At 65.1% G+C, this 22,474-nt stretch carries 19 protein-coding genes, 3 tRNA genes and 1 pseudogene; 11 read left to right on the top strand and 12 right to left on the bottom strand.

Translation table 11 applies throughout. The annotated features are described in order from the left end of the window. The 5 genes and pseudogenes from ACLP9N_RS00580 to ACLP9N_RS00560 all read right to left on the bottom strand — a co-directional run. Window positions 1-392 (bottom strand): PAS domain S-box protein (locus ACLP9N_RS00580; protein ID WP_442405575.1); only part of this gene is annotated, 392 nt, incomplete at its 3' end. Window positions 393-629: 237 nt separating this feature from the next. Further along, window positions 630-1,248 (bottom strand): annotated as a pseudogene (locus ACLP9N_RS00575) (adenylate/guanylate cyclase domain-containing protein); the annotation flags it as partial. A 208-nt stretch (window positions 1,249-1,456) separates the two neighbouring features. After that, entirely contained in the window at window positions 1,457-1,786 is a 330-nt protein-coding gene (locus ACLP9N_RS00570; protein WP_442405574.1) for a hypothetical protein, read from the bottom strand. A gap of 469 nt (window positions 1,787-2,255) precedes the next feature. Continuing rightward, window positions 2,256-2,585, bottom strand: a complete 330-nt coding sequence (locus ACLP9N_RS00565) for a hypothetical protein (protein WP_442405573.1) — start codon at window positions 2,583-2,585, stop codon at window positions 2,256-2,258. A gap of 332 nt (window positions 2,586-2,917) precedes the next feature. Further along, window positions 2,918-3,003 (bottom strand) — tRNA-Leu (locus tag ACLP9N_RS00560). 249 nt (window positions 3,004-3,252) lie between these two features. Here ACLP9N_RS00560 and ACLP9N_RS00555 point away from each other — a divergent pair. The 7 genes from ACLP9N_RS00555 (at window position 3,253) to pknB (ending at window position 13,082) form a co-directional block, all read left to right on the top strand. Beyond that, window positions 3,253-4,914, top strand: coding sequence for a DUF3662 and FHA domain-containing protein (locus ACLP9N_RS00555; protein ID WP_442405572.1), 1,662 nt, complete (start codon window positions 3,253-3,255; stop codon window positions 4,912-4,914). A gap of 124 nt (window positions 4,915-5,038) precedes the next feature. Further along, window positions 5,039-5,503 (top strand): FHA domain-containing protein FhaB/FipA, encoded by a 465-nt coding sequence (locus ACLP9N_RS00550; protein ID WP_442405571.1) that lies wholly within the window; start codon window positions 5,039-5,041, stop codon window positions 5,501-5,503. Further along, the gene (locus tag ACLP9N_RS00545; protein WP_442405570.1) at window positions 5,500-7,005 is read left to right on the top strand and encodes a PP2C family protein-serine/threonine phosphatase; all 1,506 of its coding nucleotides are present in this window, start codon (window positions 5,500-5,502) and stop codon (window positions 7,003-7,005) included. The genes ACLP9N_RS00550 and ACLP9N_RS00545 overlap by 4 nt, the downstream gene beginning before the upstream one ends. After that, window positions 7,002-8,411: an FtsW/RodA/SpoVE family cell cycle protein gene (locus ACLP9N_RS00540; RefSeq protein ID WP_442405569.1), complete on the top strand. Its 1,410-nt coding sequence runs from the start codon at window positions 7,002-7,004 to the stop codon at window positions 8,409-8,411. The genes ACLP9N_RS00545 and ACLP9N_RS00540 overlap by 4 nt, the downstream gene beginning before the upstream one ends. Next, entirely contained in the window at window positions 8,408-9,886 is a 1,479-nt protein-coding gene (gene pbpA, locus ACLP9N_RS00535) for a D,D-transpeptidase PbpA (RefSeq protein WP_442405568.1), read from the top strand. Before ACLP9N_RS00540 ends, pbpA begins: the two co-directional genes overlap by 4 nt. Beyond that, a complete protein-coding gene (locus ACLP9N_RS00530) occupies window positions 9,883-11,211 on the top strand; it encodes a protein kinase domain-containing protein (RefSeq protein WP_442405567.1) in 1,329 nt (442 codons plus the stop codon). The genes pbpA and ACLP9N_RS00530 overlap by 4 nt, the downstream gene beginning before the upstream one ends. Further along, the gene (gene pknB / locus ACLP9N_RS00525; protein WP_442405566.1) at window positions 11,208-13,082 is read left to right on the top strand and encodes a serine/threonine protein kinase PknB; all 1,875 of its coding nucleotides are present in this window, start codon (window positions 11,208-11,210) and stop codon (window positions 13,080-13,082) included. Before ACLP9N_RS00530 ends, pknB begins: the two co-directional genes overlap by 4 nt. Here pknB and ACLP9N_RS00520 read toward each other — a convergent pair. Next, on the bottom strand, window positions 13,060-13,752 hold the full coding sequence (locus tag ACLP9N_RS00520; RefSeq protein WP_442405565.1) for an aminodeoxychorismate/anthranilate synthase component II: 693 nt from the start codon (window positions 13,750-13,752) through the stop codon (window positions 13,060-13,062). The genes pknB and ACLP9N_RS00520 overlap by 23 nt on opposite strands. A 17-nt stretch (window positions 13,753-13,769) precedes the next feature. Then, complete coding sequence (locus ACLP9N_RS00515; protein ID WP_442405564.1) at window positions 13,770-14,522, bottom strand: DUF881 domain-containing protein; 753 nt, start codon at window positions 14,520-14,522, stop codon at window positions 13,770-13,772. 122 nt (window positions 14,523-14,644) lie between these two features. Here ACLP9N_RS00515 and crgA point away from each other — a divergent pair, with 122 nt between their 5' ends. Further along, window positions 14,645-14,926 (top strand): cell division protein CrgA, encoded by a 282-nt coding sequence (gene crgA / locus ACLP9N_RS00510; RefSeq protein WP_442405563.1) that lies wholly within the window; start codon window positions 14,645-14,647, stop codon window positions 14,924-14,926. A 155-nt stretch (window positions 14,927-15,081) separates the two neighbouring features. Continuing rightward, the gene (locus ACLP9N_RS00505) at window positions 15,082-15,516 is read left to right on the top strand and encodes a PH domain-containing protein (protein ID WP_442405562.1); all 435 of its coding nucleotides are present in this window, start codon (window positions 15,082-15,084) and stop codon (window positions 15,514-15,516) included. 16 nt (window positions 15,517-15,532) lie between these two features. Here the strand turns inward: ACLP9N_RS00505 and ACLP9N_RS00500 are convergent, their stop codons facing one another. Continuing rightward, on the bottom strand, window positions 15,533-16,081 hold the full coding sequence (locus ACLP9N_RS00500) for a peptidylprolyl isomerase (RefSeq protein WP_442405561.1): 549 nt from the start codon (window positions 16,079-16,081) through the stop codon (window positions 15,533-15,535). 154 nt (window positions 16,082-16,235) lie between these two features. Here ACLP9N_RS00500 and cwsA point away from each other — a divergent pair, with 154 nt between their 5' ends. Together cwsA and ACLP9N_RS00490 are read left to right on the top strand one after the other, a co-directional pair. After that, entirely contained in the window at window positions 16,236-16,661 is a 426-nt protein-coding gene (cwsA, locus tag ACLP9N_RS00495) for a cell wall synthesis protein CwsA (RefSeq protein ID WP_442405560.1), read from the top strand. 144 nt (window positions 16,662-16,805) lie between these two features. Beyond that, window positions 16,806-17,918 (top strand): ketopantoate reductase family protein, encoded by a 1,113-nt coding sequence (locus ACLP9N_RS00490; RefSeq protein ID WP_442405559.1) that lies wholly within the window; start codon window positions 16,806-16,808, stop codon window positions 17,916-17,918. On the opposite strand, the gene ACLP9N_RS00485 is transcribed toward ACLP9N_RS00490, so the two are convergent. From ACLP9N_RS00485 to gyrA, 4 genes are all read right to left on the bottom strand, one after another. After that, window positions 17,909-17,981, bottom strand: a tRNA-Ala gene (locus ACLP9N_RS00485). The two genes, ACLP9N_RS00490 and ACLP9N_RS00485, sit on opposite strands and share 10 nt — an antisense overlap. Before the next feature lie 142 nt (window positions 17,982-18,123). Next, window positions 18,124-18,197, bottom strand: a tRNA-Ile gene (locus ACLP9N_RS00480). Window positions 18,198-18,280: 83 nt separating this feature from the next. After that, window positions 18,281-19,198: a DUF3566 domain-containing protein gene (locus ACLP9N_RS00475; protein ID WP_442405558.1), complete on the bottom strand. Its 918-nt coding sequence runs from the start codon at window positions 19,196-19,198 to the stop codon at window positions 18,281-18,283. Window positions 19,199-19,303: 105 nt separating this feature from the next. Further along, window positions 19,304-22,474, bottom strand: a 3,171-nt coding sequence (gene gyrA / locus ACLP9N_RS00470) for an intein-containing DNA gyrase subunit A (protein ID WP_442405557.1), incomplete at its 5' end; no start/stop codon positions are given.

The raw sequence follows: 22,474 nt of genomic DNA, 5'->3' as shown, positions 1-22,474 counted from the left end.
CAGACCGTCAGCACCGACACTGCCTCGACGTCGAGGGTGGTGCCATCAAAGCGCAGCATCACCGCCTCCCAGGGTGGAGAGGTGTCCCCCTTGTGCCGCAGGGAAGCGATTCGCGCCAGCATCGCGGGAACCGAGTCCGGATGGACGAATTCGGTGATCGGGTGTCCCACCAGCTGAGCGCACGACTGTGCGCCGATCCAGCGGACCCCGGCGGGGTTGACGTAGACGACGCGGCCGCCCTTATGCACGGCGATGGCGTCGAGGCTGTGGTCCACTAGCCGCCGGTACTGCTGCTCGACAACATCTGCCTGCATCTGCCGACCATCGGAGGCTGGATCCATTACGCCGCCTTCGGCCTCGCTGTTGCAGGAGTCGTCGTTCCCCGCGTCCAAACCACAGTCCTCCTGGGTGCTGTCGAGCCCATTATGCAACCAGAAATAGCCAGGCGGTCATGAATTATCCGGAAATGCATACCGGATGGCGTGACCAACGGTTCATGTGTGACCTATGGTGAGGAATTGAACGTTAATCAATACGAGGACGCTCATTCGAGGCCGATCGGCGACACGGGAGGAAAACGACATCTTGGTTTCGCCTGGTCTTCCTCACTACGCGCACCGCGGGGTGACACCTTTGATCTGCACGATTTCCGGCTCACCCAGCACCGCGGAGTTCTCCACCAGTCGTGCTGTCGAGGCGCTGAGCATCACCCCACCCGCCGGTGCCACCGACTCCATCCGTTGCGCTATGCCGACTTGCTCACCGACGGCGGTGTAACCCAACGCACCCGAACCGATTTCACCGGCGATCACCTGACCGGAGTTAAGTCCCACGCGCAATTGGAGGTCGACACCGTCGCGTTCTCGGACGTCGACGGCAAGCCGCTTGGCCTCCTACTGAACGCCCAAGGCAGCCAGACAGGCACGAACGGCGTGGTCCTCCAAGGCCACCGGCGCGCCGAACACCGCCATGATCCCGTCGCCGGTGAACTTGTCCACCGTCCCGCCGTAGCGTTTCACCACAGCAGCGGCCCAATCCACCAGCTGCGCCATGATCTCCCGCAGCCGCTCCGGCCCCGACGGCAGAGGCGATGTCCATCGACCCGACCACGTCGGCGAACAGAACCGTGACCTGCTTGTACTCCGCCCGGGTATCGCCGTTTTGGACTGGTGCACCACAGCCGTGACAAAACCGGGCGTGCTCCAAAGGCTCAGTGCCACACGTCCGGCACGCTGCTATGGCCGTCATCCGAGCCTCCGCCGATCCGTGCCCCCAGAGTTCTCTAAGAATAGGCCGTTAGACACTTCCACGACGGGCCGTCGGCGTTCACGGTGACTCTGACACGAAGTTTTGCCAATGTCACGCTGATGGGGTCGGCAGCCATGGCAATAGCGCTTGTGCTGCACCAACCCCCGGCCACCGACACCGGTCTATCGGTCAGGTACGGTCCCGAAGGTTATCCCTCGCCACCGAGCTCAGTCCGGTCCCGCTCGGTCTCGGCGGTGTCCTGGGCCATCGCCGACTCGTCGAGCCACTTCTGGACATCGCCGCCGAGGCGGTCCGCGGCCAGGTGGGCGAAGTCGAGGGCCAGTACCGCCATCGCCGCCAAGACGTTCATGGCCCGTCCGCTGCGGTGGATCTCCACCATCAGCGCACCGAGCGCCTGATTGTCTTCGGCGCACAACCCCGACAGGTACCGGCGGGCATCGGCGAACTCGCGGTCGACGTGGGCCATCTTCCGCCGGAACTCGTCGGGCGACGGCAGGTCGTCGGGCATGTCGGTCATGGGTTTCTCTTTCGGTGGTGGACCAACCCATTTTCGGGGTTGGTTTGTGCTGGTTTAGCACTCCACCTGCGTGTGCACCAGGGTGTCGGCGCTGCGCCCAGGTCTTCGGCGATGAGGGCCCCTAGTTGATCCGGGTAAAGCCATGCCTGGACCAGCCCGCTGTCGGTACCCACGGCTACGGTGCCCAGAGTGCAATCCGACGACGTTGTTGACCCCAGTGACGCAGCAATCCAAGCCTCTTGCCGCGATTGCCAAGAACACCCACGACGATGAGAAGCGTGACAGGCTAATCGATTACATCCTGACCATTCCGCCGCTAACGGAGTGGCCACCAGGCTGTCGGGAAAAGCTTTGGAAGACTTGCCAATTCATAAAAAATCTCAGCCGTGACCTTAGGCACAACACCGAGAATCGCGAGGGTGGTCGCTAGAGCGCCTGGCTGAGTGAAGAGCGTGACGTTTGCATTGCGCTAACGCGGTTTCCGTAATACCGAAATCGACCGTCGTAGCAGCAGCCTGAACTCCTCGTGGGTGAGGAACACCATCTCGGCGGGCTCGTCTCGGCGCAGTCGGTTGCGATCACACGGGTTGGCCGATATGTGCCGGGCCCGCACTGCCGCGTTGAGGGCACCGGCCAGGAAGCCATGCTTGTTCGCGGCGGTCTTGGCAGAACCGGTCAAGCTGTTGAGCCATTGGGCCGCGTCGGCGTTGGTGAGTGCGGCCAGTGGCAGGGGTCCGATCTTGCTGGGGGGCAATGTCGTTAGCGATGTAGCGGCGGTACCGAGTGCGGGTTGCCTCATTGACGCCCGTCAAGTGGTCCACGTGGTGGGTGCACCAGCTGGCCACGGTGAAGCCATTGGCAGATGGTGTTGTTGCTGCCCAGACTTCCAACGCCTTGGCGGGGCTGGTTTTGTTGGCTAGCTCCTGGAGTCTCACGGCCTCGGCGTGGTCGTTGAAGGACGAGGATGACTGCTTGCCGTTCACCATGTACAGCACCGAGGTATAGGTGCTTCCGTCTCTGCGCTGGCGAATTCTGAGGCTAGCCACGCGCGCATCCTAGGCCGAATCTTGACGGGACTCTTGACATGGCTTTGATGCCCGGCAGATTTAAGGCCTTGACCTGCAGTTATGTTGGTGGGCGAAGGGGGACTTGAACCCCCACGTCCCGAAGGACACTGGCACCTGAAGCCAGCGCGTCTGCCATTCCGCCACTCGCCCGAAACAACCGAAGGACCATACCACTGTAGTGGTCGCGCGCCCCAACCGTTCCGGAGGGCCCACCGAACGTCTCGGCTTCACGCTCCCGCCGCAAAACGATTCTGAACTGCATTGATGCGATTCTCAGAATTCTCACGGTGCCGCAGCGTCGCGGTGTCCCGATACCATGCTTGGGTGACGCGACACGCGGGCGAGCCGTTTGCCTTGCGCCGGCAATATGCCACGACAAGTGCGGGCGAGCGCTAAGTGTTGGGTAGCCAAAAGGGGCTTGCTGCGCGCGTCGAGCGCAAGCTCGAGGCGACCGTCGGTGACGCGTTCGCGCGGATGTTCGGGGGTTCAATTGTCCCTCAAGAGGTTGAAGCCCTATTGCGTCGGGAAGCCGAAGACGGTGTCCGGCCACTACAGGGAAAGCGCCTTTTGGCGCCCAACGAATACATCATTACCCTCGGTGTGCACGACTTTGAGAAGTTGGGCGCCGATCCGGATCTCACGTTGGGCGCTTTCGCGAGGTACTTGGCCGACTATATCTATGAACAGGGGTGGCAAACGTATGGTGATGTGGTCGTCCGGTTCGAGCAGTCGTCGAACCTGCATACCGGCCAGTTCCGCGCCCGCGGTGCTGTCAACCCCGATGTCGAGCCCCGCCCGAAGTTCAACGATCCCTCCCGGCCACAATCAAATCAGGCGTTCGGCGCAGAACCAGGAGTACCACCAATGACTGACAATTCGAGCTATCGCGGAGGACCGGGACACGGGCGGCCCGGCGACGAGTATTACGACGAGCGCTACGGGCGTCCGCAAGACGACCAGCGCGGTGGCCCGGATCCGCAAGGCGGTCACGACCCCCGAGGCGGATATCCGCCGGAACAAGGCGGCTACCCGCCCCAACAGGGATATCCGCCGCCCCGCCCCGAGCAAGGCGGCTACCCCGAGCAAGGCGGCTACCCCGACCAGCGCGGCTACCCCGAGCAGGGCGGGTACCAAGAGCAGGGCGGGTACCAAGAGCAGCGGGGGTACCCGGACCAGGGCGGCTACCCCGACCAGCGGGGGTACCCCGACCAGCGCGGCTACCCCGACCAGCGCGGCTACCCGGAACAAGGCGGCTACCCCGACCAAGGTCAAGGTGGTTACCCGCCGCCGTCCTACGAGCAGCGTCCTCCCGCTCCTGCCGGATACGGCGGCCAGGGCGGTCAAAGTTATGACCAGGGTTACCGCCAGGACAGCGGTTATGGCTCGCCCGGTGGTGAGCAGGGCTACGGCGGGTACGGCGAATACGGTCGCGGCTCCGCGCGCCAGGACGAGGGCGGTTACGGCTCCCCAGCCCCGCCATCGCCCGAACAGCGCCCTGCCTACCCCGAGCAGGGGGGCGGCTACGACCAGGGTTATCAGCAAGGCGGCCAGGGATACGGCCGACAGGACTACGGATCAGGCGATTACACGCAGTACGCCGAAAGCGTTCCGCCCGGGGGGTACAGCCCTCCCGGCGGCGGTTATGTCGAGCCCGCGGGCCACGACTACGACTGGGGCCAGTCGGCGGGCCAATCAGCCGCTCCTGACTGGGGCCAGTCGGGGGGCCAGGGCGGCGGCTACGGCGGTTACGGACAGGGCGAGTACGGATCCGCCGGAACTGCGGTCACCCTGCAGCTCGACGACGGGAGCGGGCGGACCTACCAGCTGCGTGAAGGCTCCAACATCGTCGGCCGCGGCCAGGACGCCCAGTTCCGGTTGCCTGACACCGGGGTGTCGCGTCGTCACCTGGAGATCCGGTGGGATGGGCAGGTCGCGCTCCTCTCCGACCTCAACTCCACGAACGGCACCACCGTCAACAACGCGCCCGTGCAGGAGTGGCAGTTGGCCGATGGCGACGTGATCCGTTTGGGCCACTCGGAGATCATCGTCCGCATTCACTGAACCCGTCGGGTCCACGCTGCCGTGCTTCGCCCGCTTCCACCAGCGTCCAAGCTATCGTGACGTTGCCGATGGGCACGGTGTCACGGACGCGAGGCCTACGGCGCTAGGACGGAAAGGACGTCAGATGCAGGGACTGGTACTGCAGCTGACGCGTGCCGGATTTTTGATGTTGCTATGGGTATTCATCTGGTCGGTGCTGCGCATCCTCAAGACCGATATCTATGCGCCGACCGGCGCGGTCATGGTGCGCCGCGGCTTGGCTTTGCGCGGCACGCTGCTCCCGTCGCGCCAACGGACCGCTGCGCGCTACCTGGTCGTGACCGAGGGCTCGCTGACCGGCGCACGCATCACCCTCAGCGGGCAGCCGGTGTTGATCGGGCGCGCTGACGACTCCACCCTCGTGCTGACCGACGACTACGCCTCGACGCGGCACGCACGGCTGTCTCAGCGCGGCTCGGAATGGTACGTCGAGGATCTAGGATCGACCAACGGCACTTACCTTGACAGGGCGAAGGTGACGACTGCGGTACGAGTTCCAATAGGAACGCCGGTGCGGATCGGCAAAACAGCAATCGAGTTGCGCCCGTGAGCCTGGTCCTGCGATATGCGGCCCGCAGCGATCGCGGCCTGGTACGCGCGAACAACGAAGACTCGGTGTATGCCGGCGCACGTCTGCTTGCCCTCGCCGACGGGATGGGCGGCCACGCGGCGGGCGAGGTGGCATCCCAGTTGGTGATCGCCGCATTAGCCCATCTCGACGACGACGAGCCCGGTGGCGATCTGCTGGGCAAGCTCGAAGCCGCGGTGCGCGCCGGCAATGCGGCCATCGCCGATCACGTGCAGATGGAGCCGGACCTGGAGGGCATGGGCACGACGCTCACCGCAATCCTGTTCGCGGGCAATCAAATTGGGCTCGTGCACATCGGCGACTCGCGCGGCTACCTGCTGCGCAACGGCGAACTCACCCAGATAACCAAGGACGACACCTTCGTCCAGACGTTGGTCGACGAAGGTCGGATCACCGCGGAGGAGGCCCACAGCCACCCCCAGCGCTCATTGATAATGCGGGCATTGACCGGCCACGAAGTCGAGCCCACCTTGACCATGCGAGAAGCACGCGCCGGCGATCGATACCTGCTGTGCTCGGACGGGCTATCCGACCCGGTGAGTGACGAGACCATCCTCGAGGCGCTGCAGATCCCCGACGTAGCCGAAAGTGCCTATCGTTTAATCGAATTGGCGTTGCGCGGTGGCGGCCCCGACAACGTGACGGTTGTCGTCGCCGACGTCGTGGACTACGACTACGGGCAAACCCAGCCGATTCTCGCCGGCGCGGTATCCGGTGAAGACGACCAACATGTGACCCTGCCCAACACCGCGGCAGGGCGCGCCTCGGCCATCAACCCACGCAAGGAGGTTGCCAAACGCCTACCGCCGCAAGTCGATACAGCTACTCGACCGCGGTGGTCGCGACGCCGGATGGCCATCGTCATAGCCGTCGTGGTGCTGGTGGTGCTGGCCGGCCTGGCCATTGGCCGGTGGATCATCACAAATAACTACTACGTCGCCGGATACAGCGGCAAGGTGTCCATCGTGCGGGGAATTCAGGGTTCGCTGCTGGGCATCTCGTTGCACGAGCCGTACCTGGTGGCCTGTGTCAATGCGCGCAATGAGCTATCCCTGATCAGCTACGGCCAATCCGGGGGCCACAACGACTGCCAACTGATGACACTGCAAGATCTCAGCCCTGCCGGACAGGCACAGGTTCAGAGCGGGCTTCCGGGCGGCACGCTGGATCAGGCTGAGTCGCAGCTACGAAAATTGCTGGCCGATTCCCTACTGGCCTGTCCGCCACCCCGCGCCACGTCACCTCCTGCGCCCACGCCGGGTTCGACGCCAGAGCCAAGCGCCACAGCATCCACCACGCCCCCGACTACCACCTCTCCCAGCTCTCCCAGCACCACGGGCTCCACTCACGGCCCCGCATCTACCTCGCCGGCACCGCCAGCGGCCACCTCGGCCACCTCGCCTGTGCCCGCTACAACCTCCCAGACGGTGCCTGCAATTCCGCACTGCCAGGCGGTGGCATGACCACACAGGTCCAACCACCGGTGGCGGTGACACCCCCGCTGCCTACTCGGCGCAATGCCGAACTGCTGCTGCTGTGCTTCGCCGCCGTCATCACCGTCGCCGCCTTGCTCATCGTGGAAGCCAACCAGGAGCGCGGCTTGCGCTGGGACCTGACACGCTACGGGCTGGCCTTCCTCGCCGTTTTCGGAGGCGCGCATCTGGTCATTCGGCGCTTTGCCCCTTACACCGACCCGCTGCTGTTGCCAATCGTGGCGCTGCTCAACGGACTTGGCCTGGTGATGATTCACCGGCTCGACCTCGTCAACAGCGAGCTCAACAGACACCATCACTCCAGTGCGGCCCAACAGATGCTGTGGACCCTGGTCGGCGTCGCCGCGTTCGCGCTCGTGGTCACCTTTTTGAAAGACCATCGACAGCTCGCGCGCTACGGCTACATCTGTGGCCTGACGGGTCTGGTTTTCTTGGCGATTCCCGCGCTGCTGCCGGCATCCCTTTCCGAGCAGAACGGCGCCAAAATCTGGATCCGTTTTTCCGGCTTTTCCATTCAGCCCGCCGAGTTTTCGAAAATTCTGCTGCTGATCTTCTTCTCAGCGGTGCTCATCGCCAAGCGCGGCCTGTTCAACAGTGTGGGCAGGCATTCGATGGGCATGAATCTGCCCCGCCCGCGGGACCTCGCTCCGTTGTTGGCGGCCTGGGTGATCTCGATCGGCGTGATGGTCTTCGAGAAGGACCTCGGTACTTCGCTGCTGCTCTACGCGTCGTTTCTGGTGGTGGTCTATCTCGCCACCCAGCGACTCAGTTGGGTCGTCATCGGCCTGGTGCTGTTCGTCGCGGGAAGCGTTGTGGCGTATTTCATTTTCGAGCACGTCCGGGTTCGCGTGCAGATGTGGTGGGATCCGTTCTCCGATCCCGAGGGCAGCGGTTATCAGCTTGTCCAGTCGATGTTCAGCTTTGCTACCGGCGGAATCTTCGGCACCGGGCTGGGCAACGGTCAACCCGACACCGTGCCGGCGGCGTCGACCGATTTCATCATCGCCGCGTTCGGCGAAGAGCTAGGACTAGTGGGTTTGGCGGCCCTGCTGCTGCTCTACGCGATCGTCATCGTTCGCGGCCTGCGCACGGCGATCGCGACGCGTGAAAGCTTCGGCAAGCTGCTCGCCGCGGGGTTGGCGTCGACGCTGGCCATTCAGCTTTTCATCGTCGTCGGCGGCGTAACCCGGCTCATTCCGCTGACCGGGCTGACTACTCCGTGGATGTCCTACGGGGGGTCGTCACTGCTGGCGAACTACGTGCTGCTGGCCATCCTGGCGCGCATCTCCCATAGCGCCCGGCGTCCCCTGCGCACCCGTCCGCGCGACACGTCGCCGATCGCCGCGGCCGGCACCGAGGTGATTCAGAAGGCATGAACGCATCTCTCCGCCGGATCTCGGTGATCGTGATGGCGTTGATCGTGCTGCTGCTGCTCAACGCCACGTACACGCAGGTGTTCACCGCCGACGGGCTGCGTGCCGACCCCCGAAACCAGCGCGTCCTGCTCGACGAGTATTCACGTCAGCGCGGCCAGATCACCGCGGGCGGCCAACTGCTGGCCTATTCGGTGGCCACCGACAACCGCTTCCGCTTCCTGCGGGTGTATCCCAACCCCGCGGTGTACGCGCCAATCACCGGCTTCTACTCACTGCGGTATTCCAGTACTGGCCTCGAACGCGCCGAGGACCCGGTGTTGAACGGATCGGACGAGCGGCTGTTCGGCCGTCGGCTGGCCGACTTCTTCACCGGTCGCGATCCGCGCGGCGGCAATGTCGACACCACAATCAACCCGCGAGTCCAGCAGGCCGGCTGGGACGCCATGCAGCAAGGCTGCGGAGGACCGCCGTGCAAGGGAGCTGTCGTCGCGCTGGAACCGTCCACCGGCAAGATCCTCGCGATGGTGTCGTCACCCTCCTACGACCCCAACCTGCTGGCATCCCACAATCCCGAAGAGCAAGCGCAGGCGTGGCAACGCCTCCGCGACGACCCCGACTCACCGCTGACCAACCGCGCCATCTCCGAGACCTACCCGCCCGGGTCCACCTTCAAAGTGATCACTACCGCGGCGGCGCTTCAGGCGGGCGCCGACCCCAACGAGCAGTTGACCGCCGCGGCCAAAATCCCGCTACCCGACAGCACGGCCACCCTGGAGAACTACGGTGGGACTCCGTGCGGCCCTGACCCCACCGTGTCGTTGCACCAGGCCTTCGCCCTGTCGTGCAACACCGCGTTCGTCCAGCTGGGCCTGGCCACCGGCGCCGACGCCCTGCGCAACATGGCGCATTCTTTCGGCCTGGACAGCACTCCGAGCGTCATTCCGCTGCAAGTCGCCGAATCAACCGTCGGACTCATCGCAGACGCGGCCGCACTGGGTATGTCAAGCATTGGCCAGAAAGACGTCGCGCTGACCCCGCTGGAGAACGCGGAGGTCGCCGCGGCCATCGCGAATAGCGGGGTGATGATGCAGCCCTACCTGATCGACAGCCTCAAGGGGCCCGACCTGGCGAACATCACCACCACCGCCCCATACCAGCAACGTCGCGCGGTGTCGCCGCAGGTCGCCGCTAAGCTAACAGAGCTGATGGTCGGCGCCGAGAAGGTCGCACAGCAGAAAGGGGCCATTCCCGGCGTGCAGATTGCATCCAAGACTGGTACCGCGGAGCACGGTACCGACCCGCGGCACACGCCGCCGCACGCGTGGTATATCGCCTTCGCGCCCGCGCAGACCCCGAAGGTTGCGGTAGCGGTGCTGGTAGAGGGCGGCGCTGACCGGCTGTCGGCGACGGGGGGTGCGCTCGCCGCGCCGATCGGGCGGGCCGTGATTGAAGCTGCACTGCAGGGAGGACCATGAGCCCGCGAGTTGGTGTGACGCTGTCTGGCAGGTACCGCCTGCAGCGGCTCATCGCCACCGGTGGCATGGGCCAAGTCTGGGAGGCGGTGGACAGCCGCCTGGGCCGCCGCGTCGCCGTCAAGGTGCTCAAGCAGGAGTTCTCGCAGGACCCGGAGTTCATCGAGCGGTTCCGCGCCGAGGCGCGCACCACCGCGATGCTCAACCACCCCGGGATCGCCAGCGTGCATGACTATGGCGAAAGCCAGCTGGACGGGGAGGGTCGCACCGCCTATCTGGTGATGGAGCTGGTCAACGGCGAGCCGCTGAATTCGGTGCTCAAGCGCACCGGCCGGCTGTCGCTGCGACATGCGCTGGACATGCTCGAGCAGACCGGCCGGGCTCTTCAGATTGCGCACGCCGCCGGCCTGGTGCACCGCGACGTCAAACCGGGCAACATCCTGATCACCCCCACCGGGCAGGTGAAGATCACCGACTTCGGCATCGCCAAGGCGGTCGACGCCGCGCCGGTGACCCAGACGGGCATGGTGATGGGCACCGCCCAATACATCGCACCCGAACAGGCGCTGGGTCACGACGCGACCCCGGCCAGCGACGTCTACTCGCTGGGAGTCGTTGGCTACGAAGTGGTTTCGGGGAAACGCCCGTTCACCGGCGACGGCGCCCTGACGGTGGCGATGAAACACATCAAGGAGCCCCCGCCACCGCTGCCCGCCGACCTACCACCCAACGTGCGGGAACTCATCGAGATCACGCTGGTCAAGAACCCCGGTATGCGCTACCGCAGCGGAGGACCCTTCGCCGACGCGGTCGCCGCGGTGCGGGCGGGCCGCCGTCCACCCAGGCCGAGCCAGACACCACCGGCCGGCCGGGCCTCCCCGGCCGCCATTCCCTCGGCCACGCCGACCAGGATCGCGGCCACCGCCAGCGGCCGGACCCCGACGCCACATCGGTCCCGGCCGTCGACGGGCGGTCGCCGCACGCCGCCTGCGCGACGCACATTCTCGTCGGGCCAGCGTGCGCTGCTCTGGGCCGCGGGGGTGCTCGGAGCGCTGGCGATCATCATCGCGGTGCTGATCGTCATCAATCACAGCAGTGAAAACCAGCCGGCGACACCCGCGCCGACCGTCACCGACACCGGCAGTCCACCGGCCCCGCCCCCACCCTCCAAAACTCCCAGCGGCTCGGGGCCGAGGCTGGGCCTCAATCGCGGCCTCAATTGGACGGATCCCGCGCAGGCAGGTAATTCTGAACGTCGAAATATGCGCCGGGTTGTCCCGCTGACGCCATCCCGTACGTCGCCGGCCCGGCTCGAGACATTGCAATGACCACTCCTCAGCACCTGTCCGATCGCTATGAACTGGGTGACATCCTCGGGTTCGGGGGCATGTCCGAGGTTCACCTGGCCCGCGACGTCCGCCTGCACCGCGACGTGGCGGTCAAGGTGCTGCGCGCCGATCTTGCCCGCGACCCCAGCTTCTACCTGCGCTTCCGACGCGAGGCGCAAAACGCCGCGGCGCTGAATCACCCGTCCATCGTCGCGGTCTACGACACCGGCGAGGCGGAAACGCCCACCGGCCCGCTGCCCTACATCGTCATGGAGTACGTCGACGGCGTCACCCTGCGCGACATCGTGCACACCGATGGACCCCTGCCACCCCGGCGGGCCATCGAGATTATCGCCGACGCCTGCCAGGCGCTGAACTTCAGCCACCAGGCCGGCATCATCCACCGCGACGTCAAGCCAGCGAACATCATGATCAGCAGCACCAACGCAGTGAAGGTGATGGACTTCGGCATCGCGCGCGCGATCGCCGACAGCAGCAGCGTCACCCAGACCGCGGCCGTGATCGGAACGGCCCAATACCTCTCACCCGAACAGGCCCGCGGCGATCCCGTCGACGCCCGGTCCGACGTCTATTCGCTGGGCTGTGTTCTTTACGAGATCCTCACCGGCGAACCACCTTTCACCGGGGATTCACCCGTCTCAGTGGCCTACCAGCATGTCCGCGAAGACCCGATTCCCCCGTCGGAACGACACGAAGGCATCTCCCCCGACCTCGACGCCGTCGTTCTCAAGGCGTTGGCCAAGAACCCGGAAAACCGCTACCAGACGGCGGCGGAGATGCGTGCCGACCTGGTCCGGGTGCACAACGGCGAGACACCGGAGGCCCCCAAGGTGCTCAGCGGGGCCGAGCGGAATTCGCTGTTCTCGTCCGGGGGCGCGCACGCCGGGGGGCCGCGCACCGATCCACTACCCCGCCAAGCCCTGGACGACACCGCCGGCGATCGCGGTGGTTCGGTCGGCCGCTGGGTTGTCGCGGTCGGCGTGCTGGCGGTGCTGACGATCGTCGTCGTCATCGCCTTCAACTCCTTCGGCGGCAGGACCCGCGATGTTCAGGTACCCGACGTGCGGGGCCAAGTGTCGGCCGACGCTATCGCCGCACTGCAAAACCGGGGCTTCAAGACGCGCACCCAGCAGCGGCCCGACTCGACGATCCCGCCGGACCACGTCATCAACACCGATCCCGGCGCCAATGCCGCGGTGAGCGCGGGCGACGTGATCACCATCAACGTCTCCACCGGACCCGAACAGCGCGAAGTGCCCGACGTGTCCTCGATGAGCTATGCCGACGCGATCAACAAGCTGAAAGCCGCCGGATTCAGCAAGTTCAAGCAGGCAAATTCACCGTCGACCCCGGAGCTTTTGGGCAAGGTCATCGGGACCAACCCGCCGGCCAACCAGACGTCGGCCATCACCAACGTGATCACCGTGATCGTCGGCTCCGGTCCCGAGACCAAGCAGGTCCCCGACGTCGCGGGCCAGACCGTCGACGACGCGCAAAAGAACCTCACCGTCTATGGCTTCACCAAGTTCAGCCAGGCCTCGGTTGACAGCCCCCGACCGGCCGGCGAGGTGCTCGGCACCAACCCGCCCAAGGGCCAAACGGTGCCGGTGGACTCGGTGATCGAGCTGCAGGTGTCCAAGGGCAACCAGTTCCTGATGCCCGACCTTTCCGGCATGTTCTGGACCGACGCCGAACCGCGGCTACGCGCACTGGGCTGGACCGGGGGGCTGGACAAGGGTCCGGACGTCGACGCCGGCGGTTCCCAACACAACCGGGTGGTGTATCAGAACCCGCCGGCCGGTGTCGGCGTCAACCGCGACGGGATCATCACGCTGAAGTTCGGTCAGTAACCCCGGGATCCGGAAAGTGCGGCCGGACCGCGGCGAGGACCTCGTTTTCCAGCCTGCGGACCAACGTTTCGTCTCGTGCCCACCCGCAATAGACGAGCCAATTGGCCAGCATCCGATGCCCGCCCTCGGTCAGGATCGACTCCGGGTGGAATTGCACACCGTGGATCGGCAGGCCGGTGTGACGCACCGCCATGATCACCCCGCTGCGGGTGCGCGCGGTGACCTCCAGGACCGCGGGGAGCGACTCCGGCAGTATCGTCAGCGAGTGGTACCGGGTCGCCGTGAATGGATCTGGAAGCCCTTGCAAAACACCGACGTTCGTGTGGAACACGCTGCTGGTCTTACCGTGAAGCAATTCGGGAGCTCGGTCAACGGTGGCGCCGAATGCGACGCCGATGGCCTGGTGGCCCAGGCAGACTCCCAGCAGCGGCGTGTTCGTGGCGGCGCAAGCGCGGACCAGGCTGATCGACGCGCCTGCGCGTTCCGGAGTACCCGGGCCCGGGCTGAGGAGGACACCGTCGAACTGCATGGCGGTCGCTTGACCGTCTGAGGGGTCGGACAGCCGCGTGTCGTCGTTGCGCCACACCTCGGCCTGGACTCCGAGCTGTCCGAGGTACTGCACCAGGTTGAACACGAAGCTGTCGTAATTGTCGACAACCAGGATCCGCATCGTGTCAGGTTACCGACTCAGTACCCCACCGGGCCCAACGGCTGAGCGAAATGCATGCGGACCGGTTCGGTGTAGCCGACGATCCGCACATCAGGCTTGACGTCCTCCTGGTAGCCGAGGCCGAACCGGACCACGTACTGCTTGTAGAGCATCACCAGGGGAGCGGCCGCCAGAGCCGCCTGCATCGCTGGGGTATTGCCGATTGCGGTGATCGTGTACGGCGGGCTGTAGGTGCGCCCGTTGAGCAACAGGGTGTTGCCGACGCAGCGCGGCACTGAGGTGGCGATGATGCGCTGGTCCTGCATCTGGATCGCCTCCGCGCCGGCACTCCACAACGCGTTGAGGACGGCCTGGATGTCTTGCTGGTGTACGACCAGGTCGTCGGGGGACGCGTCACGCGGGAACCGGCCGTTGGCGTCGCGTTGCGCGTCCTGCAGGGTCACCACCAGGCCCGGCCCATGGACGGGGTCCATGTCCGCCTCGCCGGCCAGCTCGGCGGATCGCCTCAGCATCGCCGCCAGTGCGGCATCCGTCGACCGGCCGTGCATCGAGTCAAGCCGCTTGGTCAGCGCATCCCGTTCGATGCTCAATCGGGTAACCGACGACTGCGCCTCACGGACCAGGTCGACAAGGCGCGGCGCATCACTGCGGCGAATCTCTGCCCCGCCCGACACACCGTGCGTGGCGGCCAGCAGCAATCCGGCCAGCAAGCACACCAATGGGACACCGAAACGCCACGGTGAGCGGCGCGTGTCACGCGTGTCCCTCATGGCTCTCCACTTCCTTGGTCAGGGTGCCAGGTGGGTTAGTCTCGTAACCAAGCTACGCAGCTGCAATCGTTATCGTTGCACCCCGTCCGCCCGCCGTGTCGTTGAGGTATCCCGAGGAAATCATGCCCAAGTCAAAAGTCCGTAAAAAGAACGACTTCGCCGTCAGCACCGTGAGCCGCACGCCGGTGAAGGTAAAGGTCGGACCCTCGAGTGTGTGGTTCGTGGCCTCGTTCATTGGCCTGATGCTGATCGGGCTCATCTGGCTGATGGTGTTCCAGTTGGCCGCCGTCGGAACCCAGGCCCCGACGGCGCTGCACTGGATGGCAGAGCTCGGTCCGTGGAACTACGCCATCGCGTTCGCTTTCATGATCACCGGTCTGTTGCTCACAATGCGTTGGCATTAACAGACGTTGAAGACACGATGAATTCATCTCGTCGTCGATCTGTTACTGGTCTAGCAACCTTTTCGTCACCCAATCACACGCGTGTGATTTATCCCCACTGTTGATAGCGCTTGTGGATAACTGCATAGGCAATGGTGGGAGGGGTTAGGCCGGGTATGCAGCAAACAGCGTGGGGGCCACCCCCGGCGGGAATCGCAGGTTGTGGGATCGTCGGCGTCGCGATGGCTATCGCGTGTGTGACGCTAGTCACAGACCCGCCGGGCCGCATTCTGACCGGCATTGCCGCGGTGGGTTTGATCTTGTTTGCCGGGTTGTCGTGGCGCGCGCGTCCGAAGCTGGCAATTACGCCCGACGGACTGGCGTTGCGGGGCTGGTTCCGGACGCAGCTATTTCAGCACTCCGATATCAAGATCATCCGGATCACCGAGTTCCGGCGTTACGCACGCAAGGTCCGGTTGCTTGAGCTCGAAACGGTCCGCGGCGCCCTGGTGATCTTCTCGCGCTGGGACCTCGGAACCGAGCCACTGGAGGTGCTCGACGCGCTTACCGCAGCCGGCTACGCCGGCCTTGGAAAAGGCCGGAAAGACTAGGCGGGGCGCACGAGGCTTAAGAAATAGTGATCGACTCGATGACGACCGGGTCGGTGGGCCGGTCGTTGCCATCGGTCGACGTCTTTGCGATTGCGTCGACGACCTGTTGCGAGTCGGCGTCGGTCACTTCGCCGAAGATTGTGTGGCGCCGGTTCAGGTGCGGAGTCGGGCCGACGGTGATGAAGAACTGTGAGCCGTTGGTGCCCGGGCCCGCATTGGCCATCGCCAGCAGGTACGGCTTGTCGAATTGCAGTTCGGGGTGGAATTCGTCGGCGAACTTGTAGCCCGGGCCGCCGCGCCCGGTTCCGGTCGGATCGCCGCCCTGAATCATGAAGCCCCGGATCACTCGGTGGAAGACCGCGCCATCGTAAAAGGGGCCCGACGGGCTACCCGATGCGTTTTGGGTCGAATACTCCTTGGTTCCCTGCGCCAGGCCAACGAAGTTGGCGACGGTCTTTGGCGCATGGTTTCCGAATAGAGCGACCTTGATGTCGCCGCGGTTGGTATGCAGTGTGGCGGTGGCAGTCTGAATCGGGCTGTTAGTCACGGCATCAGAGTCTGCCATTACGCGCAGGCACGCCCGCACCGGGTCCACACCCCGTCGCTCCCGCGCACCCGGCCCACCCGAAAACACACGAGCACGCACGCAATTGGCCCGCGGGCGTCGCAATGATGGCAGGCTGAGGAAGCATCGGGCGACAGGCACAGAAAGGCGGCAGATGAGCGCAGAGGCGGCGGCCAAGTTGACCCCCCGGGAGCGGCTGGCCCGAGGGCTGACGTACTCGGCAGTGGGGCCCGTGGACGTCACACGAGGCGTTGTCGGGCTTGGTGTTCATTCGGCGCAGTCGACCGCGTCGCAGGTTCGCCGCCGCTACCAGCAGGGCAGGGTGGCCCGGGAACTCGCTGCTGCCCAAGAGACGATCGCCCAAGAGCTGGCGGCCGCACAGGAAGTAGTCGCAAACCTGCCGCAAGCCTTGCAGCAGGCGCGCAAAAAGCAGCGTCATGGTAAGCGGCCCTGGGTGATCGCGGGGGCCGCAGTGGCGGTCCTGGCCGTCGGAGCCGTTTCCTTCAGCATCGTCCGGCGCTCAAAGCGCCCGGAGCCGTCGCCCCGCCCACCGAGCGTGGATGTGCAACCGCGCCCGTAGCTCAGGGATCATCGGGGGATCGGTCGCCATCCGTGTGGTGGTGACCGAACGAAGGGTTGCCGGTCATTCGGCTGCTCATCGCAGCCCGGTCGGTCGGTGCCTTTTGAAGGGTCGTCGTGGCGCCTGTCGGCGACGATGGTCGGCATGAAGGTACTCGTCATTGGCGGTGGAGTCATCGGTAGCTTTAACGCTGCTCGACTGCTCCGTGGCGGTGTCGACGTCACCCTGCTGGCCCGTGGTGAGCGACTGGCTGCGCTGCGCGAGCATGGCGTCGTATTGGAGCATTGGCGAACCGGACAGCGCAGCATGACAGCCGTTCCTGTGGTGGACAGGATTGAACCGGGCGATGGTTATGACCTCGCAGTGGTGATCGTGCGCCGCAATCAGGTCACCTCGGTGCTGCCGTTGTTAGCCGCAGCGCCAAGCATCCCGTCGGTTCTTTTCCTGGGCAACAACCTGGCCGGGTCATCGGATATGGCGGCGACTCTGGGCAGTGACCGGGTGCTGACCGGAATGGTCAACGCGGGTGGTCAGCGTAATGGGTTTGTGGTGCGCTACATCTGGAATCGCCGGCTTCGGCTGCTGTTTGGCGACAGGGATGGAGTCATCCGTGCCCGCACCCGCGCTATCGCCGAAATGTTCACCAGCGCGGGCTTGCCCGCGCGTGCGGTGATCGATGCCGAGGAGCAGCAGAAGACGCACGGCGCCGGGCTGCCCGCCTTCGCCGGTGCGCTCTATAGCGCCGGCGGAGATATCCGGCGGCTAGGCGACCGGCATGATCTGCTGCACCTGTTTATCACCGGTTACCGCGACGCGCTATGCGCGTTGCAGGCCGACGGGACCGCGATTCGGCCGCGGATGACGCGGGCGCTGGTGCGGACCCCTGAGGTCCTGCTGCATGCGGGTCTGCGCCGGTTCTTCGCCACCGAGTTGGCCGTCGTAGGCGGCCAGGCGCACGCCCTGGCCGCTGTTGACGAGATGCAGGAGCTCGCCGAGGAGTTGCACGCGATCCTACGACGCACCGGCCTGCGATCCCCGGCCAACGATCAGGCGTATGCGGCATCGCGGCTTGGGCCGCAGGCACCGCCCACCGTGGGTGCTAAGTACAGCGGTCGAGCAACCGGAAGCTCCCTGCGCCAAACCGGTAGTCCCATCCTCACGGCAAGACCAACCGCTACGGCCACGTCTACGGGTCCGACGCCGGTGCATCTTGAGCGAACGGCCGCTCAAGCTGCGCTTTTAACTTGTGGAGCCTAGGGGACTCGAACCCCTGACCCCTGCCTTGCAAAGGCAGTGCTCTACCAACTGAGCTAAGGCCCCTCGTCATCACCAGGTGTGTCGACGGCCGCCACATGCCAGACCTCGACGCCGCGGCGCGACCGCACCACCACTACCACCAGCACGGCGATCAATGCCAGCGGCAATGCGAGTCTGACACATCGTCTTGATGGGCACATGGTTGTGGGCCTAGGAGGACTCGAACCTCCGACCTCTTCGTTATCAGCGAAGCGCTCTAACCGCCTGAGCTATAGGCCCGCACTAGTCGTACGGCCGAGCGACGAGATTACCGCACTCGCCACCCCATCCCCAAAACCTTGCGCCGCATAAGGTTCGCCGCGCTAGTCGAGGTCTGCGAGCGTTACCTCGACGCCGCCGATCAGATCGGTCGTCAGGTTGTAGACGAACGCGGCGATGGTGGCCATCGCGGTCAGCAGGACGATATTGACCAAGCCGATCAAGACGGCGCCGCCGAAGATGGTGCCACTGGAGACGAGTTCTCCGGCGCTGCCGCTGGTGTTGTTCAGCAAGTCGCCGACGTTGCTGTTGAGCTTGGCCCACACGCCCATGCCACCGAGCACCAGGTAGAGGAACGCCACCGCGATCATCCAGACGAAGAACAGCGCCACCGAGAGCAGCAGCGACACCTTCAAGGCGCTCCACGGATCGATCCGGCGGATCTGCATGCTCGCGCGCACCGGACCCCGGCCTCGCCGCGACACCTGGACCCGGCTCTCGCGTTGTTCGCGTGATTCGGACCGTGATTCGGGCCGTGATTCAGAAGCCGGACGACTCTTGGCCGCCGTGTCCGGCGGCACGGAACTACGCTCGGGCGCGGGTTTGCGCTGCGCGCCCCGCGGAGTGGGCCCCGACAGATCGGGCAACTCGCTGGCGTAGGCATCGGTTGACGGGCCGTCGCCGCGCGTCGGGGGAGCGTCGAACTCCTGGGTCTGCGACGTCGAGTGCGCGGGTGCGCCGGGTCCCGCTGCGGACGGGCCGGAGATGAAGCGGTTCAGGCGCGCGTCAGCGCTTAGGGCTTGGCCCGACGATCGAGGTTCGCCGGCAGGTTCTGGCGCAGGGCGCTGGCCCGCGCGGGATGTCCGGGCGGCCCCGCGCTGCCACGGCGGCGAGTCGCCGCTTTCCGGGCCAGGGCCCGTTGGCGCGGGCGTCGCCCGGTGTGCACCGGACCGCTCGGCCGAACCATCTCCGTTCAGGCTGTCACCCTTGTCGATGGCCCCAGGCTCGTTCGGTGAAGTCACCGCGACTCCTTAAATCCCTACCAAGGCCGCCCGGGCGGTGGCAGTCGTTCGTCTGGTGGGGCTGAGTCTAGTTGCCGGGTTCCTAGTTGCCCGCATCGCTTCGGGCTAGGTACCCGGCTCCTCAGCACCGTCGGTTTCCTCGCCATCCTCGACGGCGCTTTCTTCGGCGTTGCGCGCGATGGCTAGCAAAGTGTTGTCCTCACCCAGGTTCATCAACCGAACGCCCTTGGTCTGCCGTCCCGCCTTGCGGACCTGGCGCGCCGCCGTGCGGATGACGCCGCCCCCGGAGGTGATCGCGTACAGCTCGCTGTCGTCGTCCACGATCAACGCCCCAACCAGCCTGCCACGCCGGCGGTCGTACATCACGGTCAGGACGCCCTTGCCGCCGCGGCCTTGTACCGGGTACTCCTCGATCGCGGTGCGTTTGGCGTAGCCACCGGAAGTGGCGACCAGCAGGAAGGTGCCTTCGCGGACCACATTCAGCGACAGCAGCCGGTCGTCGGCGTTGAACCGCATGCCCTGCACACCGGAGGTGGCCCGCCCCATCGGCCGCAGCGCCTCATCGGTCGCCGAGAACCTGATGGACTGGCCGTTGGCCGAGACCAGCAGCAGGTCGTCGTCGGCCGAGCACAACACCGCGCCGACCAGCTCATCGCCGTCGCGCAGGTTTACCGCGACGATTCCGCCCGACCTGTTGGAGTCAAAGTCGGTCAACTTCGACTTCTTGACCAACCCGTTTTTGGTGGCCAGCACCAGGTACGGGGCGTCCTCGTAACCCTTGATTTGAATGACCTGCGCGATGCGCTCCTCGGGCTGGAACGCGAGCAGGTTGGCGACGTGCTGACCGCGTGCCGTCCGGGAGGCCTCCGGCAGTTCGTAGGCCTTGGCCCGGTACACCCGGCCCTGAGTGGTGAAAAACAGGATCCAATCGTGGGTCGAGGACACGAAGAAGTGCGCCACGATGTCGTCTTGCTTGAGCCCGGCACCCTGCACGCCCTTCCCGCCGCGTTTTTGGCTGCGGTACAGATCGGTCTTGGTGCGTTTGGCGTAGCCGGTTTCGGTGATGGTGACGACGACATCCTCGCGGGCGATTAGGTCCTCGTCGTTGACGTCGCCGTCGGCCGCGATGATCCGGGTGCGACGAGAGTCGCCGTGCTTTTCGACGATCTCGGCGAGTTCGTCGTGCACGATCCCGCGCTGTCGCTCCGGCTTGGCCAGGATATCTTCCAGGTCGGCGATCTCGGCCTCGATCTTGGCGAGGTCGTCGATGATGCGCTGGCGCTCCAAAGCCGCCAGGCGCCGCAACTGCATGTCGAGGATGGCCTGGGCCTGAATCTCGTCGATGTCGAGCAGTTCGATCAAGCCGGCCCGGGCGATGTCGACGGTCTCCGACGCGCGGATCAGCGCGATGACTTCGTCTAGCGCGTCAAGTGCTTTGACCAGACCGCGCAAAATGTGGGCGCGTTCGTTGGCCTTGCGCAACCGGTAGGTGGTGCGCCGGATGATGACATCGAGTTGGTGCTCGACGTAGTAGCGGATCATCTGGTCGAGGCGCAGCGTGCGGGGCACCCCATCGACAATCGACAACATGTTGGCGCCGAAGCTGGTCTGCAGTTGGGTGTGCTTGTAGAGGTTGTTCAGCACGACCTTGGCTACCGCGTCGCGCTTGATCTCGACAACGATGCGCAGGCCAACGCGGTCGCTGGATTGGTCCTCGATGTTGGCGATACCGGTGAGCCGGCCGTCGCGGACCTGCTCGGCAATCGACGTAATGAAGTTGTCGTGGTTGACCTGATATGGCAACTCGGTGATGACAATCGAGGTACGCCCGCGTGAGTCTTCTTCTACCTCAACAACTCCGCGCATCCGGATGGAGCCGCGGCCGGTCTTGTACGCATCGGCGATGCCTTGCGAGCCGACGATCAACCCCGAGGTGGGGAAGTCGGGACCTTTGACGCGCTCCATGACGGCGGCCAGCGTCGCCTCTTCGTCGGCGTCGTAGTTGTCCAGCGCCCAGAACACCGCCTCGGCGAGCTCGCCGAGGTTGTGCGGCGGGATGTTGGTCGCCATGCCGACCGCGATACCGCCGGAGCCGTTGGCCAGCAGGTTGGGGAAGCGGCTCGGCAGAACGGTCGGCTCCTGCACCCGGCCGTCATAGTTGGGAATGAAATCGACTGTCTCCTCGTCGATTTCGCGCAGCATCTCCATCGCCAGCGGCGTCAGCCGCGCCTCGGTGTTGTGGCTGACGAAGCCGTTGGTCAGGAAGGCGTGATCTTCGGTGTCGACGCGCAGGCTGTACACCGGTTGCACGCCGGCTTCGGTCACGGCTGCGACTTTGGCGTAATAGAACCGGCCGTCGGTGAGCTCGGTCGCGATCGCGCGCACGTCGGGGTCGGCGATGCGTGACAGGATCTTGGCACAGTCGCGCCGCCATCGGGATAGCCGATCGATGTTGTGCTTGTGCAGCCATTCCTTGTCGACCCGGCGGCTGCCGCAGTGCCTGCGGATAAATCGCGCCAGCCCGGGGACGTGATCGCTATCCATGCCAGCGCATGGCGGCATCGAACTCAGGATCTTAGTGAGCTTCGTTTGCTTGGCGCCACCGAAACCGACTTGCGTTGCGAATAATTCGGCCTGCACACGGTTGGCGATGACGACCTTGTACTCGCCGACGGCATGTCGGTAGCGCTTGGACACAACACCGAACTCCAGCAACATCTGCTGCACGTCGATGGCGAGCTGCTTGCTAATCGTGTTGTAGGAGATCTGGATTGTGTTGCGCGGCAGGGCGGAGCAGGATCCATCACCCTCGAATAGCGCCTGCAAGAACACTCGCTTGACAGCGGCCGGTGCGTGCCACATCCAATCTGGCACGGCTTTGTCTGCGGACCGCTGGCCCACCATGTCCCAAAGTCGACTATCTCTGAACGCCGTCACGTTGTTGACTTGGAGCACCTGCATCCGGGAGCCCGACACGTTGGTCTTCTCGCAGATGCTGCGTTTGCCACCGATAACCGCGTCGTAAGCACCGGCCACCATCGCGAAGTAATCGCGATCCAGGTTAGCGAAGCCGGCTCGAGTCTCCGAAACATAACCCTCGCTGATGAACGCACCCAACAAGAGCGCTTCCATGACGTCATGCCAGTCGGCCGGACCGAACTCTACCGGCGGTGTGCGCTGCAACACGACGCAGTCGTCGGGTCGGATTTCTTCGATTAACTTCCACAACAGTGTCGGCACCCCGCCGACATCCACTAGACAAAGCAGCGGGTGGTT

The organism is Mycobacterium sp., from assembly GCF_052144515.1.
GTDB lineage: Bacteria > Actinomycetota > Actinomycetes > Mycobacteriales > Mycobacteriaceae > Mycobacterium.
The sequence above is the reverse complement of the archived record's forward strand: the minus strand, read 5'-3'. Positions and strand labels throughout refer to the sequence as shown.

What these genes read in the sequence shown, in the direction of transcription:
- ACLP9N_RS00520 (WP_442405565.1), bottom strand. Translation starts at nt 13,752, where the DNA reads ATGCGGATCCTGGTTGTCGACAATTACGACAGCTTCGTGTTCAACCTG.
- ACLP9N_RS00540 (WP_442405569.1), top strand. Translation starts at nt 7,002, where the DNA reads ATGACCACACAGGTCCAACCACCGGTGGCGGTGACACCCCCGCTGCCT.
- pknB (WP_442405566.1), top strand. Translation starts at nt 11,208, where the DNA reads ATGACCACTCCTCAGCACCTGTCCGATCGCTATGAACTGGGTGACATC.
- ACLP9N_RS00500 (WP_442405561.1), bottom strand. Translation starts at nt 16,081, where the DNA reads ATGGCAGACTCTGATGCCGTGACTAACAGCCCGATTCAGACTGCCACC.
- ACLP9N_RS00565 (WP_442405573.1), bottom strand. Translation starts at nt 2,585, where the DNA reads ATGAGGCAACCCGCACTCGGTACCGCCGCTACATCGCTAACGACATTG.
- ACLP9N_RS00505 (WP_442405562.1), top strand. Translation starts at nt 15,082, where the DNA reads ATGCAGCAAACAGCGTGGGGGCCACCCCCGGCGGGAATCGCAGGTTGT.
- crgA (WP_442405563.1), top strand. Translation starts at nt 14,645, where the DNA reads ATGCCCAAGTCAAAAGTCCGTAAAAAGAACGACTTCGCCGTCAGCACC.
- cwsA (WP_442405560.1), top strand. Translation starts at nt 16,236, where the DNA reads ATGAGCGCAGAGGCGGCGGCCAAGTTGACCCCCCGGGAGCGGCTGGCC.
- ACLP9N_RS00490 (WP_442405559.1), top strand. Translation starts at nt 16,806, where the DNA reads ATGAAGGTACTCGTCATTGGCGGTGGAGTCATCGGTAGCTTTAACGCT.
- ACLP9N_RS00550 (WP_442405571.1), top strand. Translation starts at nt 5,039, where the DNA reads ATGCAGGGACTGGTACTGCAGCTGACGCGTGCCGGATTTTTGATGTTG.
- pbpA (WP_442405568.1), top strand. Translation starts at nt 8,408, where the DNA reads ATGAACGCATCTCTCCGCCGGATCTCGGTGATCGTGATGGCGTTGATC.
- ACLP9N_RS00515 (WP_442405564.1), bottom strand. Translation starts at nt 14,522, where the DNA reads ATGAGGGACACGCGTGACACGCGCCGCTCACCGTGGCGTTTCGGTGTC.
- ACLP9N_RS00530 (WP_442405567.1), top strand. Translation starts at nt 9,883, where the DNA reads ATGAGCCCGCGAGTTGGTGTGACGCTGTCTGGCAGGTACCGCCTGCAG.
- ACLP9N_RS00570 (WP_442405574.1), bottom strand. Translation starts at nt 1,786, where the DNA reads ATGACCGACATGCCCGACGACCTGCCGTCGCCCGACGAGTTCCGGCGG.